This window comes from Solwaraspora sp. WMMA2065, from assembly GCF_030345075.1.
Lineage (GTDB): Bacteria > Actinomycetota > Actinomycetes > Mycobacteriales > Micromonosporaceae > Micromonospora_E.
Genome location: NZ_CP128361.1, coordinates 4,158,033 through 4,173,925 on the forward strand (window position 1 = coordinate 4,158,033; position 15,893 = coordinate 4,173,925).

The following is a 15,893-nucleotide window of genomic DNA, read 5'->3' on the forward strand; positions in this document are numbered from 1 at the left end:
TCGTGACGCGCGCCGACCGTATCGTGAATCGGCGGGCCGTCCTGGTCAGTGGGTGCTGACGACCAGCGGGCCGAGCTCCGGGATCTGCTGATCGGCCACGGCGACGGAGACCCGCCGCAGGCTGAGCAGGCTGGAGAAGAGCCCGGCGAAGATCAGCGTCGCGCCGAGGCCGATCGCGGTCGAGGAGGGCAGCACCACCCGCATGGTGTCACTCGCGTCCTGGGCGCCGAAGCCGGTCGCACCCCAGGTGGCGACCGCCAGAATGGTGCCGGCCAGACCGAGCAGGATCAACGTGATCCCGCCGGCCGTGCAGGTCTCCAGTCTGACGTACCGGCTCCACCGGTCGGACTGTCGCAGGTCGGTAATGCCCTCGTATCTGCCGTAGATCAGCGCGAACGCTCCGAAGAGCAGCAGCTGTGCGCCGGCGAGCATGGCGAGACAGGTGTAGACGAGGGTGCTGACGTCGAAGCCGATCCCGCCGACGACCAACGGGCCGACGACCAACGTGACGGTGCCGATCAGGCCGACCGCGAACAGCACCGCACCGGGCCAGATGAGCATCTTGCGTGGGGCGAACACCAGCAGGAACCGCAGGTGGCGCCAGCCGTCCCGCCAGGTCCGCAGGTGGGGTGGCCGGCTCCGGCCGTCGGGGCGCAGGGTGGTCGGCACCTCGGCGATGTCGTAGCCGTTGAGCGCGGCCCGGACGACCAGTTCGGAGGCGAATTCCATGCCCGGCATGCACAGCTGCAACTGCCGGACCCGGTCCCGGTTGAAGCCGCGGATGCCGCAGTGGAAATCGCCCACTTTCAAGCTGAACAGGCGGCGGCCGAGCCAGGAGAGCACCGGGTTGCCGAGATGGCGGTGCAGGAACGGCATCGCGCCGTCGGCTATGCCGCCGCGGAACCGGTTCCCCATCACCACGTCCCGACCGCGGCGCAATTCATGAATGAACGGTCCAAGGTCGGAAAGGTCGTACGAGTCGTCGGCGTCGGCCATGATGACGTACCGCCCCCGGGCCTGCTCGACGCCGTTGATCAGCGCTCCGCCGTAGCCGCGGATCGGGGCGTGCGACACCCGGGCACCGGCGCGTACGGCGATCTCCTGTGAGCCGTCGGTGGAGCCGTTATCGCTGACCAGGACCTCACCCCGGACCCCGAGCTCGTCGAGGGACCGGCGGGCCTTTCGGATGCACACCTCCAACGTCTCCGCCTCGTTCAGACACGGCAGAAGGACAGTGACCTCGACCTCGTCGTTGCGCACCGAACGCGCCACGGGTGCACCCCCGAATTAGAGACTGACCACAGCCAGGCCGTCATACCAGTCATGAATCAGTTTCATTGTCTGGCCCGCCGTTTCCGCGCGGATCCGGCCCTCGACTGCACTCTAGCGCGGCCCGCGCCGAACGAGTGCCCACCCCCGGACGGAAAACGCCGGACCGAAGGATGATTCGGCCCGGCGGATCGCCGTCCTTTACGGGCGGTTTCAGCTTGTGGAAATGTCTACGGCGTCACAAAGGTGACTGAGACTTCCTCATATCCCAGGGAGCGCAACAGCCCCGTCAGCATCTTGCGGGTGTTCTCCTCGGCCCGCCCGGCGATCCCGCTCTCCCGGGCAACGGCCGCGATCCGGTCCTCGGCCAACTGGTAGACCTGCTGCCGCCGGTTCGGGTCACCGCCGAACACCTCACCGAGACGGTTGAGCAGGCCACGCTCCTCGGCGAAGACGTAGCTGTTGTCGAGATCGAGATCGGCATCGGTCAGCTGCGGCGCCGGCAACTCGATCTGCGCAGAAAGACCATCCTCAGAGGTTGATATGGCTTCCTCGCCGATTTGCCCGAAATCGACGTATGCCTCGACCGTTCCGACCCCGACGAACAGCGTCCGTTCGTTGAGCAGGAAATCGGGCACGTACCGTCGGTCCTGCTCAAGGTCGACGACAACCTGGTAGTTACCCTCCGCCGCGACGAACCGGCTGAGATCCTGGATCGACTGCAGCACCGGTGGCTGAGTGCGATCGGTCTCCTGTTGGGCGAAGGGGTTGCGCCAACTCGGTAGCAACCCGGCGGCCTGGGTCGACAGCAGCAGCACCACGACCAGACCGACGATTGCGGCGAGACCGAGCAGCCCGCGCCGACGTCCGCCGGACTCCGCCGGTGGCGTAGCCGGCCCGGCCGGGTCCGGCGTACCGTCGGGATATTCCGGAAATTCCCGAGTAGGAGTGTTGACATCGCCGCTGCGGGACATCCCCATCACCGTCCTCACCAGACGCCGGCCCACCGCCGGGACGTCTGGATTCACCGTACGGCCCCGGTACGACAACCGCATCCGGGGCCGGCCGGGGGATCATCACGGCCGGCGGTCCAATCGGGTCGGGCCGGCGGATCAGCCGGCGGCCCGCTGCTGAATGAGCAGGTACACCCGGGCGTGGATCTGGTTGCGCTGCTGGAGCGCGGCCCGCAGCGCCCGGTGCAGGCCGTCCTCCAGGTAGAGACCGCCGTTCCACTGGACCACGTGTGGGAAGAGGTCGCCGTAGAACGTCGAGTCCTCGGCGAGCAACTTGTCCAGCGCCAGCTCCCGTTTGGTGGTGATCAGCTGATCGAGGCGCAGCGGGCGGGGCGGAATCTCCGCCCACTGCTTCAGAGTCAGACCGTGCTCCGGGTAAGGACGACCGTCCCGCACCGCTTTGAAGATCACGACGGCGCGCTCCTCCCATGTCGCCTACCGAACCGTCTGTCTGCCGAACCGCCACCCACCGGCCGGACGCCACCGTACGCCAGCGCGTCTGCCAGCGTAGCGACCTGCTGCGACCAATCGGAGCAGTCCTGCGGCCCGTACCGCAGCGTCACCGCCCGCAACCGGCCCCGGTCAACCGTTCCACCGGCCACGATGAACCACCTCGTCGACCGGACGGCGACCGCGACGCAGCGACGAGGAACGCGTGTCCGGTGCCCGGTAGCCGACGGTTATCGCACCGATCGGGACGAACTCCTCCGGCACGCCGAACGCGTCCCGGAAACTCGACGTACGTTCCGGCGGGATGCCGAAGAAGCAGGCCCCCAGCCCTTCGTCCACGGCGGTCAGCAGCATCAGCAGCGCGGCGAAACCGGTGTCGATGTGCCAGTACGGCACCGGCCAGCGCGCCTCGTCGCGGTCGGTCCAGCCCTTGTCCGGCTGGGCGTACCGGTCCAGGTACGCCGACCGGTTGGCGTGCGGGACGATGATCAGCGGTGCCTGGGTCATGCCGGCCAGCCAGCGGCTGCGCCGCTCGGTGTCCGGGTCCGCCGCCACCGGGGTGGTCGCCGCCCAGAACGCCGCCCGGTCGTCCGGCCGGTCCAGCACCAGGAAACCCCAGCCCTGGGAGAAGCCGGCCGACGGCGCGTGGATGGCGTGCTCCAGCAACCGGTCGACGATCTCGGGCGGTACCGGGCGGTCCGGATCGTAGTTGCGGACCATCCGCCGCCGCCGAACCGCGTCGCGGAACTCCATCACCGACCCTCCGACTCCTGTCCCGGTCCCGCCGGATCCTGTCCCGGCCGAATGCCCCAGCTCGCCTGCCAGGTCTCGGCCGGCGCCAGGACGATCAGATCCCGCCCGGACCGGAACGCGTCCGGTGGGCAGGTCATCGGTTCGACCGCCACCGACCGCCGGTAGCGCGGCTCCGCGAAGGTGTCCCCGCTGAACAGCTGCCACCAGCCGAAGGCGGCGTCGGCCCAGAGCGTCACGCCAGCTGATCCGTCCTGGTTGGACAACCGGACGGCAGAGCCGCCAGACGGATCCCGGTCGAGGTCGCCGAACGCGGTGTCCAGCACCACCGGGCCGATCCGCCGCGGCTTGGTGAAGTCGTACTCGCCACCGGCCACCTTCGCCGCGCCGATCGGCAGCAGCCGGCCGTCCACCAGCAGCCGGCTGCGGGCCGGCAGGTGCAGGGTCACATCGTCGACCATGGTGTCCGGCAGCCGCAGGTACGGATGGACCCCGAGCCCGAACGGTGCCGGCTCGACGCTGGCGTTGGTCACCTGGTGGGTCACCCGCAGTCCGTCGGCGCCGACCGCCCACCGGGTACGCAGCACCAGCGACCACGGGTAGCCGGGGTGCGGGAAGAGGGTGCAGCCGATCACCACTTCGTCGGCCGTTTTGGAGATCAGTTGCCAGGGCAGCCAGCAGACCAGCCCGTGCAGCGCGGTGTGCCGGTCCGGCTCAGACAGGTGCAGCTGCCGGGTGACCTCGGCGAAGGTGTAGCGGCCGTCCCGGATCCGGTTCGGCCACGGAGCCAGGACCTGGCCGGCGCCGCCGACACAGAGCTCGTCCTCGGCGTACCCGTCGACGTAGTCGACCCCACCGGCGCGGTACGCCCGCAGCCCGCCGCCCACCTCGACCACGACGGCCTCGTGCCCGTCCGCCGCGATCGTCCACTGCGCTCCGGACGGCGGGCCCGGACGTGCATCGACGTTGTCCATGCGGCGACGATAACCGTTCGATCCAGCTCGCGGGTCACCCGCCGGCCAGTGATCCACAATAGCTAAGAGTAAATTAAAAGTTGCGCTACGCCGCGATTCGCTCGATCGACCAGCCGCCGGCGGCGTCCCGGCGGTACCGGAACCGGTCGTGCAGCCGGTCGGCCCGACCCTGCCAGAACTCGACGGTCCGCGGCGCCACCCGCAGACCGCCCCAGTGCGGCGGCGGTGGCACCGCGGTCGGCTCCGGGAACCGCCGCCGGGCTGCTGCCAGGCCGGCGTCGACCGCCGCACGGTCCGGCACCACCCGCGACTGCGGGCTGGCCCACGCGCCGAGCTGGGAGCCACGTGGCCGGGTGGCGAAGTACGCCTCGGTCTGCGCCCGTGGGATCGGTGCCACCACCCCGCGCACCTCCACCTGCCGGGACATCGCGAACCACGGAAAGAGCAGGCTGACCGAGGGATTGGCGGTGGCCTCGGTGCCCTTGCGCGACCGGTAGTTGGTGAAGAAGACGATTCCTGTCTCGTCGTACCCTTTCATCAGCACCGTCCGAGTACTCGGTCGCCCATCGACGTCGGCCGTGGCCAGCACCATCGCATTCGGTTCCGGCAACCCGGCCGCCACCGCGTCGGCGAACCACCGGGCGAACTGGGTGTGCCAGTCGACGGCGAGGTCACGGCGACGCAGTTCCGGGGCACCGCGATAGTCACGACGAGCCAGACTCGGTCGTGGTGTGTCTCCCGTCACGTCGCTCTCCTGAACTAGGGCTACCCCTGGCACCGAACTTACGCTGGGTACCCACCAGGCACGAACAACCGGTCACCCGCCGGGCACGAACGACCAGTCACCGCAGCACACGGATGTCAGCGAAACCGTTCAGGGCAGCCTGCAGCAGTTCTACCGGGCGCTCGGGCAGCACCGCCAAATCCCCACCAGGAGAGCCACATGTCCGACTTCAAACCGGGTCTCGAAGGTGTGATCGCATTCGAGACCGAAATCGCCGAGCCTGACAAGGAGGGCGGTGCCCTCCGGTACCGCGGCGTCGACATCGAGGATCTGATCGGACAGGTCTCCTTCGGCAACGTCTGGGCACTGCTGGTCGACGGTCGGTTCGGGCCGGGTCTGCCGCCCGCCGAGCCGTTCCCGGTGCCGGTGCACTCCGGCGACATCCGGGTGGACGTGCAGTCGGCGGTCGCCATGCTCGCCCCGTACTGGGGGCTGTCCCAGCTGCTGGACATCTCCGACGAGCAGGCCCGCGCGGACCTGGCCCGGGTATCGGTCACCGCGTTGTCGTTCGTCGCCCAGTCGGCCCGTGGGCTCGGTCTTCCGGCCGTGCCGCAGAAGGAGATCGACAAGGCGCAGACCATCGTCGAGCGGTTCATGCGCCGGTGGCGAGGCGAACCCGATCCGCGGCACGTCAAGGCGGTCGACGCGTACTTCATCTCCGCCGCCGAACACGGCATGAACGCCTCCACCTTCACCGCCCGGGTCGTCGCCTCCACCGGAGCCGACGCCGCCGCCTGCATCTCGTCGGGCATCGGTGCGCTCTCCGGACCGCTGCACGGTGGTGCCCCGTCCCGGGTGCTGCACATGATCGAGGGCGTGGAGCGCAGCGGCGACGCCGAGTCGTACGTCAAGGGCGTGCTCGACCGCGGCGAACGGCTGATGGGGTTTGGTCACCGGGTGTACCGGGCCGAGGATCCGCGCGCCCGGGTGCTGCGCCGCACCGCCAAGGAGCTCGGAGCGCCCCGCTACGAGGTGGCCGAGGCGCTGGAGAAGGCTGCCCTGGAGGAGCTGCACAACCGCAAGCCGGACCGGGTGCTGGCGACCAACGTCGAGTTCTGGTCGGCGGTGGTGCTCGACTTCGCCGAGGTGCCGGCGCACATGTTCACCTCGATGTTCACCTGCGCCCGGATGGGCGGCTGGAGCGCTCACATCCTGGAGCAGAAGCGGCTCAAGCGGCTGGTCCGCCCGTCCGCCCGGTACGTCGGCCCGCAGCCGCGCAAGCCGCAGCAGGTCGCCGGCTGGGACGCGGTCCCGCACGACGTCTGATCCGGCACGGATCCTGATCCGGCACCGACTCCGCCGGCACCGGCCCGGGATGTGTGGGGCACGCCTCAGTCGCAGACGTGGGACCACACCCCGGGGCCGGCCGGTCGGGTGCAAGGATTGGTCAACCCGTTACGCATCTGGAAGGACTTCTGACCACCGTGGCTGACGTTGCGACCATCCGCATCCCAGACGAGATCAAGCCCGCCGACGGCAGGTTCGGCTGCGGCCCGTCGAAGGTCCGCCCGGCAGCCGTCGCCGCGCTGTCCGAGGTCGCCACCAGCTACCTGGGCACGTCCCACCGGCAGAAGACCGTCCGCGACGAGGTCGCCCGGCTGCGACGCGGCATCGCCGAGTTCTTCGCGCTGCCCGAGGGCTACGAGGTGATTCTCGGCAACGGCGGTACCACCGCGTTCTGGGAGATCGCCACGTTCGGCCTGGTCCGCGACCGGGCGCAGTTCGCCAGCTTCGGCGAGTTCGGGGCCAAGTTCGCCAAGGCGGTACGCGACGCGCCGTTCCTCGGCGAGCCGACGGTACACAAGGCCGAGCCGGGCAGCGCCCCGGCCCTGGTCGCCGAGGCGGGCGTGGACGTCTACGCGACCCCGCACAACGAGACCTCGACCGGGGTCGCGGTGCCGATCCGGCGGGTCGCCGGAGCCGACGACGGTGCGCTGATGCTGGTCGACGCCACGTCCGGCGCCGGTGGCCTGGAGGTCGACCCGACCGAGACCGACGTCTACTACTTCGCCCCGCAGAAGTGCTTCGGCTCGGACGGCGGCGTCTGGCTGGCCCTGATGTCGCCGGCCGCCCTGGACCGGGCCGCCCAGGTCAAGGCGTCCGGCCGGTACATCCCGGCGTTCCTGGACCTGGTCACCGCGATCGACAACTCGCGGTTGGAGCAGACCTACAACACCCCGGCACTGGCGACGATCTTCCTCGCCGCCGAGCAGACCGACTGGATGAACGCCCAGGGTGGGCTGGCCTGGGCGGCGAAGCGGACGGCGGAGAGCGCGGCGGCGATCTACGGCTGGGCTCAGCGGTCCGCGGTTGCCACTCCGTTCGTCACCGATCCGGCGCTGCGGTCCAACGTAGTGGCGACCATCGACTTCGTCGACGGAGTGGACGCCGGCAAGGTCGCCAAGGTGCTGCGGGCCAACGGCATCGTGGACACCGAGCCGTACCGCAAGCTCGGCCGCAACCAGCTGCGGGTGGCGCTGTTCCCGGCGATCGACCCGTCCGACGTCGAGGCGTTGACCGCCTGCGTCGACTTCGTGATCGAGCGACTTTGAGGCATATCGGGTGATTAAGCCGGTTCGGCGGTGGTTGCCGCTGAATCGGCGGGATTTGCTCTAGGATGACGATCAACCGCTGACCTCCCGTGATCGATCGTGATCGCCGACGCTCGATCACCGTCCACCATCCGACTCGCCCAGCCGGACGGATCTGGGCAGCTCACTCGACATGCCCGGCGTGGCCTACTCCCATCGGGTGGCTTATCGGCGTACCGTGTGCGGAGGACGTCGCGGGCGGGTCGACCTTGCGGCGTGGGGCAGCTCAGCGGGACGGAGGCAACGCGATGCGCCCGGTACGCTTCGTCGCCCTCTCCGAGGACGGTCAGGCCCTGGTCCTCGCTGACGAGGTCGGCCGACTGCTCGCCCTGCCGATCGACGACCGCGTCTCCACTGCGGTGCAGGCCGACCCGGACAGCTCGACCACGTTGACGGTGGCCAGCCAGCCCGGAGATCCCCAGCCGTCGCTGTCCCCCCGGGACATCCAGGCCCGGATCCGGTCCGGCGAGTCGGCCGACGACGTCGCGCGGATCGCCGGGGTGCCGGTTGACCGGGTGCTGCGCTACGCCGGACCGGTGCTGCAGGAGCGGGCCATGCTCGCCCAGCACGCCCGGCGTACCAGGCTGAAGAACTCCGACAAGGGTGCCCCGCTCGCCGAGGTCGTCGACGGCCGGCTGGCCCAGCACGGCATCGACGCGGAGAAGATTTCCTGGGACGCGTACCGGCGCGACGACGGCACCTGGCGGATCATCGCCACCTGGCCGTCCGGCAAGGCCACCGCCCAGGCCATCTGGGAGCTGGACAAGAGCCGCCAGGTCATCTCGCCGCACGACGACATGGCGCAGTACCTCTGCACCGAGCGGCCGACCCAGATCCTCGGTCAGGAGCCGGCGCCGGAGCGGGGCGGGCATGCGCTGCCCGGTCCGGCGCGCGCCGAGCCGGGCCGGGGCGGGCACGGCCTACCGGCTGCCCCCGGTGACCAGCCACGATCCAGCCGGGACCCGATCCGGGCCGGGCGGGACGCGCTGCTCGCCTCGCTGGACCGACCGCTCGGTTCGGCGGCCGGTCGCGGCCTGGAGCCGGCGGCCAACGCCGAGACGCCCCGGCAGCGGCCGGTGGCCGGCGGCGCCGCCGCACTGCTCGGCGGCGGCGCGGGTTCCGCCTTCGACGACGACGCCGACGCACCCAAGGAGGTCCCGGCGGTGCCGTCACTGGCGGTGCTGCGGCCCCGGCGCGCCTCGTCCGGTGCCACCGAGACCCCGGCGGACAGCTCCGGCAAGCCCCGCAAGCGGCTGCCGAGCTGGGACGACGTCCTGTTCGGTAGCGGCCCGGCCGACCGCGCAAGTTCCTGACCCGTCGTAGGCCTCCAGCGGCCTGGACTGACCGGCCCGGGCCGTACGGCTCCGGGTCAAGCTCGGACGGCTCCGGCGTGGGCCGGCGCGGATTGGGCCGGCAGGACGTAGAGCCGGGGCATCGGTGCCCACCGTAGCCGTATCCGGCCGCCGGTGCGCCGCAACTGCCAGGCCAGCGCGGCGGCGGCGGTCAGGAAGGACAGCAGGCCGCCCAGCCAGATGCTGGCCCCGGCTCCGAAGCGCTCGGCGACCCAGCCGATGATCGGTGCGCCGACCGGGTTGGTGCCCAGGAAGACCAGCACCCACAGCGCCATCACCCGGCCCCGGAAGGCCGGGTCGACGCCGAGCTGCACCCGCTGGTTGGAGGCCTGCGCGAAGTAGACCATGAAGAATCCGGTCGGCAGCAGCAGGAGCACCACCAGCCAGTACGTCGGGGCCAGCCCGACCAGGGTGCCGAGGCCGGCGAAGGTCAACGCACTGCCCAGCACGACGTAGACCGACGGCCGTTCGCGTCGGCCGCTGGCAGCGAGGGCACCGGCCAGCGCGCCGACCGCGAGCGCCGTGGTGAACAGCCCGAACGACGCCGCACCGGTCTCGAACACTGTCTTGGCCAATGCGGCGAGGGTCAACTGGAAGTTGAACAGCAGCAGGCCGAGCACGGCCATCAGGGCCATCGGCAGCATCAGGTCGGGGCGGCGGGCGACGTAGCGCAACCCGTCGACCACCTTGGCGGCGTCCCGCTGCGCTCCGACCGGCAGGCCGACCCGGTGCAGTTCGCCGGAGCGCATCCGAACCAGTCCGACCAGCGGGGCCGTTGACGCGAGCGCGCTGATCAGGAAGACCGGCCCGACGTCGAACGCCGCGATGGCAAGCCCGGCCAGGGCCGGGCCGACGATCCGCGCGGTGTTGAACGTCGCCGAGGACAGCGCAAGGGCGTTGGGCAGCAGCGGGGTGCCGACCAGTTCGGAGACGAATGCCTGCCGGACCGGAGTCTCCAGGGCGTTGCCGACGCCGAGCAGGCCGGCGAAGACGAAGACGTGCCAGAGCGCCACGACGCCGGTCAGCACCAGCACGCTCATCACGAGGGCCAGCACGCACCAGATGGCGTTGGCGACGAACAGCAGCAGCCGTTTGTCGTAGCGGTCGGCGAGCCGACCGGAGATCAGGGTGAACAGCAGCACCGGGGTGAACTGGAGGGCGACGACCACTCCGAGCGCGGTGGCGGAGTCGTCCGACAGCTGCAGGACGAGCCAGTCCTGCGCGATGAACATCATCCACACACCGATCAGCTTGATCAGCTGCCCGGTGGCGAAGATCCGGTAGTTGCGGACCTGTAGGGACTGGAAGGTGGTGTTCAGTGTCGCCCGCACTCGGGGTGCGCCTCCTCGGATCGTACGCGTCATCCACGTGGGACGAAGCGGACCCGGTGGCGACTGTCGCGTCAGCCGCGGGCGACCTGCTGCAGGATCTCCGCCGCCTGCCGTAACGTATCCCGTTCGGCAGGGCTCAGCTCGGCGAGCCGGGTGGCGAGCCACTCGTCACGTACCCGTTCGAACCCGGCGATCACCTCCCGGCCTGACTCGGTGGCCGACAGGATCACCTGCCGGCCGTCGGTCGGGTGCGGGGTGCGTTGCACCAGTCCGCGCTCCTCGAGCTTGGCGACGATCCTGGTCATCGTCGGCGGTTGGACCCGCTCGATGTCGGCCAGCTCCCGCGGCGTCATCGCACCGGCCAGCTCAAGGCTGGTGAGCGCGGACAGCTGGGTGACCGTCAGATCGCCGACCGGCCGGGCCCGTCGGACCCGCCGGTTGAGTCGGGTGATGGCATCGCGCAGGGACGTCGCCAGTTGCGCGGCCGTGACCTGCTGCTCTCCCATCACCGCCCACTCCGTCACGTTCGTTAGCCTAACTAACGAACACACCGATCGACCAGCCGTTATGACCACCGTCACCGGCGGCATCAGGGTACCGCCGGTGACGGCCGACGTTGCGACGAGGCGACCGGCTCAGCCGATCAGCAACTCCAGCGGGTGCCGCAGGAAGTAGAGGGTGAACAACGCGGCCACCCCGTACAGCAGCGGATGCACCTGCGCCGCACGGCCCTTCACCAGCTTGATCAGCACGAAGGTGATCACCCCCGCGCCGATCCCGTTGGAGATCGAGTAGGTGAACGGCATCAGCACGATGGTCAGGAAGGCCGGGATGGCGATCTCGTAGTCGGTCCAGTCGATGGTGCGCACCGCGGTCAGCATCAGGAAGCCGACCACCACCAGCGCGGTCGACGCCGCTTCGAACGGCACCACCTCGACCAGCGGGGACAGGAAGACAGCCAGCAGGAACAACGCGCCGGTGACCAGGTTGGCGGCCCCGGTCCGGGCACCCTCCGCGACCCCGGCGGCGCTTTCGATGTACGAGGTGTTGCTCGACGTACTCGCCAGGCCGCCCGCCGCTGCCGCGATCGAGTCGACGACCAGGATCTCCTTGGTCCTCGGCGGCATCCCCTCGGAGTCGAGCAGGCCGCCCTCCTGGCCGACCGCGACCATGGTGCCCATCGTGTCGAAGAAGTCGGTCAGCAGCAGGGTGAAGACGAACATCAGGGCGATCAGCCAGGTGGCCGAGTCCCAGGCCCCCAGCACGGAGAAGTTGCCGAGCAGCGACAGGTCCGGCATGCCGAAGACCTGGTCGGGCAGGCTCGGCACGGTCAACGCCCAACCGCCGGGTTGGCCGTCCGGGCCGCCGGCCGGCCCGAACCCGCCGATCGTCTCGACGATGACGGCCAGCACCGTGGAGCCCAGGATGCCGATCAGGATCGCGCCGCGTACCTTGCGGACCACCAGCACCAGGGTGAGCAGCAGGCCGAGCACGAAGACGAAGGCCGGCCAGGTGGCGATCATGCCGTTGATGCCCAGGCCGAGCGGCGGTGACGCGGTGCCGCCGGTGACGAACCCGGCGTTGACGAAGCCGATCAACGCGAGGAACAGCCCGATGCCGACTCCGATGGCCGTCTTCAGCTGGGTGGGCACGGCCCGGAAGACGGCGGTACGCAGCCCGGTCAGCACCAGGACCAGGATGATCACGCCTTCGATGACCACCAGGCCCATCGCGTCGGCCCAGGTCATCTGTGGTGCGATCTCGAAGGCGACGAGGGCGTTCACCCCGAGACCGGCGGCCAGCGCCAGGGGGAACCGGGCGACCACCCCCATCAGCAGCGTCATCAACCCGGCGATCAGGGCGGTCGCGGCGGCGATCGCCGGGATCGCCAGCGCGGCGCCCTCGCCATCGACCGCGCTACCCAGGATCAACGGGTTGAGCACCACGATGTACGCCATCGTGAAGAAGGTGGCCAGTCCGCCTCGTACCTCGCGGCCTGGGGTGGAGCCGCGGGCGGTGATCTCAAAGAACCGGTCGAATGCGTTACGTGGGCTGCGGTCCGGGGCCGACCCGGTCGTCTCTGCCGGCACTGTCGCCATGGGTCCTCACAGCTGATCATCAGGTTGACTGGGCTGCGGGCATCGTCTCAGATCAGCTGTTACCGGTGGAGGTCCGTCCGGTTACGTCCCGCGACATCGCCGATCCGGCCGCCCGCTGTCCGGATTGACCGGCCCGTCACGGCGTTCTCTATCAACCGGGACGTACCCTGGTAGAGTGCCCGACTCGCCGCCGATGACCCCGCCGGACGCCCCGACCGGTCCGGTCCGGCTGCCGAGGGCACCCCGACCGGCGCCGCTGGACCCACCGATGGTGCCGTTCGCTGTCGGCGGGATGATCGCCTGGGCCGTCGCCGGGCTGGTCTGCCTGCTCGCCCGGAACTGGCTGGCCGACACCGGGCGTACCGACTGGCTCTGGACCTGCCTGGCCGGATTCCTGCTCGGGCTGCCCGGGCTCGCGGTAATGCTGCGGCACGACGCCAACCGGCGACGCCGCCACGCCGACCAGGTCAGTCGCCAGCCGGGCCCGAGCGCACCGTGACCGTCTCGACCTCGCCGTCGTCGTAGACCGTGGGCAGCTCGTCCACCGGGGTCACCGCCGGACTGGTCAGCGTCTCCGAGTGCGCGCCGCAGCCGTGGTCCACGCTCACCACCCGGCCGTCGTCCGGTGCGTAGACGTTGCCACACACCCCGAACGCCTGCCGGAGCGCCCCGGCCAGCACCAGGTAGAACCCGCAGGTGCCGCAGCGGGCCGTGTCCGGCGCGGCGACCGAGATCGGCGCCTGTGGGCCGTGTTCGCCGTCGTACCAGCGCTGTGCGGTGTCGGCGCGGCCCTCGCGGGACATCACCCGGCTCCGGCCGAGCCCGAGCTCCCAGGAGACCTCCTCCACGGCCGGGTCGTCCGACTGCAGGTAACCGGGCGCGAGCCGGTCGTCGTCGAACGAGGTCGGCAGTAGGTCACCGACGCCCAGGTCACCGGGCTGCAGCCGGTCGTGCCAGGGCAGCCAGCCCGGTGCCAGCAAGGCGTCCGGGCCGGGCAGCAGTACCGTCTCGCAGACGGTCACCTGCCGGCTGCGGGACACCCGGGTCACGGTGACCGCCCACCGCCAGCCCTGATACCCGGCAAGATGGCAGTCGAAAAGGTGGGTCACCAGCCGGTCGCCTTCGGCGACCGCTTGCAGGTGCTCGCCGACCTCGGCGGGATCCACCGCGTCGGCCAGCACGGCGTACGCCACGTCGACGGCTTTGGCGCAGACCGAGTCGAGGCGGGCGGCACGAGCGGTGCTCCTGGTCACCGTCCCATTGTTGCCTACCGGCCGGCACCGCCGACAGGCACTCCCCCGCCGACAGCGACTCGTTGTCGCCAGGCACTCCCCCGCCGACCTGGACCCGCGACCGCGAAAACCGGCACAGCCCGAGACGGGACGGCTGCGGATAGGTGAGGATGGGCGCATGGGGCTGTTTCGCTCGCTCGGGCACACCGCCGGGACCGCCTTCCGCAGCACCCGCGCGGTGCTGCGCGGCACGGCGCACAGCGGTCGCTGGGCCGGGCACAAGGTTCTGCAGGTACGCCACCGCGGCGCGGGCGGCGAACCGGGCATGTCCCGACTGTTCGACCTGCACGCCGCCTCCTGCGCCGGGGACACGCTGATCACGATCGGGCTCGCCGGGACCATCTTCTTCAGCGCGCCGCTCGGCGAGGCCCGCAGCAGCGTGGCGCTCTACCTGCTGGTGACGATGGTCCCGTTCGCGCTGCTGGCCCCGGTGGTCGGCCCGGTGCTCGACCACTTCCGGCACGGCCGGCGGTACGCGCTGGCCACCACCATGCTCGGCCGGGCCTTCCTGGCCTGGCTGATCGCCGACCACCTGAACGGGTTCGGGCTGTATCCGGCGGCGTTCGGGGTGCTCGCCCTGTCCCGGGCGTACGGCGTCGGCCGCTCCGCCGCCGTGCCCCGGCTGTTGCCGGCCGGCCTGGGACTGTCCCAGGCCGGGGCCCGGGCCAGCGTCTACGGCACGATCGCCGGAGCGCTGGTCGCGCCGCTGGGACTTGCGGCGTTCTGGTTCGGGCCGCAGTGGCCGCTGCGGGTCGCGTCGGTGATCTTCCTGGTCGGCATGGTCATCGCACTACGACTACCGCCTCGGGCCGACTCCGAGCCCGCCGAGCGGGTGCCGCGCGCGTTCCGGGTGTTCGGGCTCCGGCGGGGCACCGACCGGCAGCGGATTCTCACCGGTAGCCGGCTGGTCCTCGCCACCCTGGTCGGCAGCGGCACGTTGCGCTGCCTCTACGGCTTCCTGCTGCTCTTCCTCGCCTTCGCAATCAAGGCGGGCGATCTGTCCACGGTGGTGGTCGGCCAGCAACTCGGTGACGAGGGCGCGCTCGGGTTGGTCGGAGCGGCGCTGGCCGCCGGCAGCTTCGCGGCCACCGCGATCGGGAGCCGGATGCGGATCAACCGCCCGCTCGCCCTGCAGTCCAGCGGGCTGGTGATCGTGGCCGGCGTCGGTGTACTCGCCACCCTGCAGTTCTCGCTGCTGATGGTGGCGCTGTTCTGTTTCGTCACCGCGATCATCAGCGGCATCGCGAAGCTCGCGGTGGACGCCACCATCCAGGAGCGGCTGCCGGAACGGCTGCGAGCCAGCGCCTTCGCCCACTCCGAGACCATTCTGATGCTGTCGTTCGTCGCCGGCGGCGCGTTCGGGCTGATCCCGGTGGACGGCCGGGTCGGTCTCGTCGCGGCGGCCGGCTTCGGCGTACTCGCCGCCGCCCGCGCGGTGATCGTCGCCGGCCGGCAGCGCAAGGACCGGCTCAACGGCCGACCGGTCGACACGGTCGATGACACCCCAGACCCGTCCGGACCAGACAGGCCCGAACCCGGCACCGCCGGATCGGAATCGGCCGACGCCGGTACTCCCGAATCCGGCTCAACCGACGCCGGTGCGGCCGAACCGGCCACGGTGGTTCCGCCACGCGCCCGCCGATCAATCGTCCCGGCCCGGATCCGGCCACGTCCGCGACCTGCCCCGCCGACGCCGGCAGCGCCGGCACCGGTCGGCGCCGGGCAGGGCGGCACCGGCCAGGTCGGCACCGAGCCGGTCGGCGTCCCGGCCGGCGGCGCACCCGCCGGTCACCGCGACGATGGCCAAGCCGACGACGATGATCCGACACCACCCGGATTCCACATCTACCGCCCGTCGTCGACGCTGCGCCGCACGGCCGAGGACGACCGACCCGACGGGCCGAACGCCGGGCTCTGAACGGGCAGGGAGACGCTGGTCCACGGCCCAGTTGGCGGGTATCCGGGGCGGTGCCCCTGCCCGGCGGCCG

At 70.8% G+C, this 15,893-nt stretch carries 15 protein-coding genes; 5 read left to right on the forward strand and 10 right to left on the reverse strand.

The genetic code is table 11. From position 1 onward, the window contains the following. Positions 1 to 45: 45 nt before the first annotated feature. The 6 genes from O7610_RS18945 to pdxH form a co-directional block, all read right to left on the reverse strand. Positions 46 to 1,272 carry a glycosyltransferase family 2 protein gene (locus O7610_RS18945; RefSeq protein ID WP_281552001.1) on the reverse strand — a complete coding sequence of 409 codons (1,227 nt, stop codon included), beginning with the start codon at positions 1,270 to 1,272 and terminating at the stop codon, positions 46 to 48. A 227-nt stretch (positions 1,273 to 1,499) separates the two neighbouring features. Then, complete coding sequence (locus tag O7610_RS18950) at positions 1,500 to 2,243, reverse strand: DUF4230 domain-containing protein (protein WP_289211461.1); 744 nt, start codon at positions 2,241 to 2,243, stop codon at positions 1,500 to 1,502. A gap of 138 nt (positions 2,244 to 2,381) precedes the next feature. After that, entirely contained in the window at positions 2,382 to 2,693 is a 312-nt protein-coding gene (locus tag O7610_RS18955; protein ID WP_123606308.1) for a type II toxin-antitoxin system VapB family antitoxin, read from the reverse strand. 171 nt (positions 2,694 to 2,864) lie between these two features. Further along, positions 2,865 to 3,485 carry a nitroreductase family protein gene (locus O7610_RS18960; RefSeq protein ID WP_281555738.1) on the reverse strand — a complete coding sequence of 207 codons (621 nt, stop codon included), beginning with the start codon at positions 3,483 to 3,485 and terminating at the stop codon, positions 2,865 to 2,867. Then, positions 3,485 to 4,456: an aldose 1-epimerase family protein gene (locus O7610_RS18965; RefSeq protein WP_281552003.1), complete on the reverse strand. Its 972-nt coding sequence runs from the start codon at positions 4,454 to 4,456 to the stop codon at positions 3,485 to 3,487. The genes O7610_RS18960 and O7610_RS18965 overlap by 1 nt, the downstream gene beginning before the upstream one ends. Positions 4,457 to 4,541: 85 nt before the next feature. Beyond that, the gene (gene pdxH, locus O7610_RS18970) at positions 4,542 to 5,201 is read right to left on the reverse strand and encodes a pyridoxamine 5'-phosphate oxidase (RefSeq protein WP_281552004.1); all 660 of its coding nucleotides are present in this window, start codon (positions 5,199 to 5,201) and stop codon (positions 4,542 to 4,544) included. Between the two features lie 198 nt (positions 5,202 to 5,399). On the opposite strand from pdxH, the gene O7610_RS18975 reads away from it, so the two are divergent. The 3 genes from O7610_RS18975 to sepH all read left to right on the forward strand — a co-directional run bounded on the left by O7610_RS18975 (position 5,400) and on the right by sepH (position 9,144). Further along, positions 5,400 to 6,506, forward strand: coding sequence for a citrate synthase 2 (locus tag O7610_RS18975; RefSeq protein ID WP_123606312.1), 1,107 nt, complete (start codon positions 5,400 to 5,402; stop codon positions 6,504 to 6,506). A gap of 158 nt (positions 6,507 to 6,664) precedes the next feature. Then, entirely contained in the window at positions 6,665 to 7,792 is a 1,128-nt protein-coding gene (serC, locus tag O7610_RS18980; protein ID WP_281552005.1) for a phosphoserine transaminase, read from the forward strand. Between the two features lie 287 nt (positions 7,793 to 8,079). Then, positions 8,080 to 9,144, forward strand: coding sequence for a septation protein SepH (gene sepH, locus O7610_RS18985; protein ID WP_281552006.1), 1,065 nt, complete (start codon positions 8,080 to 8,082; stop codon positions 9,142 to 9,144). A 56-nt stretch (positions 9,145 to 9,200) separates the two neighbouring features. On the opposite strand, the gene O7610_RS18990 is transcribed toward sepH, so the two are convergent. From O7610_RS18990 to O7610_RS19000, 3 genes are all read right to left on the reverse strand, one after another. Then, a complete protein-coding gene (locus tag O7610_RS18990) occupies positions 9,201 to 10,514 on the reverse strand; it encodes an MFS transporter (protein ID WP_289211462.1) in 1,314 nt (437 codons plus the stop codon). A gap of 71 nt (positions 10,515 to 10,585) precedes the next feature. Further along, a complete protein-coding gene (locus tag O7610_RS18995) occupies positions 10,586 to 11,020 on the reverse strand; it encodes a MarR family transcriptional regulator (RefSeq protein ID WP_281555739.1) in 435 nt (144 codons plus the stop codon). 129 nt (positions 11,021 to 11,149) lie between these two features. Then, positions 11,150 to 12,613, reverse strand: coding sequence for an NCS2 family permease (locus O7610_RS19000; protein ID WP_289211463.1), 1,464 nt, complete (start codon positions 12,611 to 12,613; stop codon positions 11,150 to 11,152). A gap of 193 nt (positions 12,614 to 12,806) precedes the next feature. On the opposite strand from O7610_RS19000, the gene O7610_RS19005 reads away from it, so the two are divergent. Next, positions 12,807 to 13,112 (forward strand): DUF2530 domain-containing protein, encoded by a 306-nt coding sequence (locus O7610_RS19005; protein WP_281555740.1) that lies wholly within the window; start codon positions 12,807 to 12,809, stop codon positions 13,110 to 13,112. Here O7610_RS19005 and O7610_RS19010 read toward each other — a convergent pair. Further along, positions 13,081 to 13,938, reverse strand: a complete 858-nt coding sequence (locus O7610_RS19010; RefSeq protein ID WP_281555741.1) for a DUF3027 domain-containing protein — start codon at positions 13,936 to 13,938, stop codon at positions 13,081 to 13,083. The genes O7610_RS19005 and O7610_RS19010 overlap by 32 nt on opposite strands. A gap of 85 nt (positions 13,939 to 14,023) precedes the next feature. On the opposite strand from O7610_RS19010, the gene O7610_RS19015 reads away from it, so the two are divergent. After that, on the forward strand, positions 14,024 to 15,823 hold the full coding sequence (locus tag O7610_RS19015; RefSeq protein ID WP_281552009.1) for an MFS transporter: 1,800 nt from the start codon (positions 14,024 to 14,026) through the stop codon (positions 15,821 to 15,823). The last annotated feature ends 70 nt before the right edge of the window (positions 15,824 to 15,893 follow it).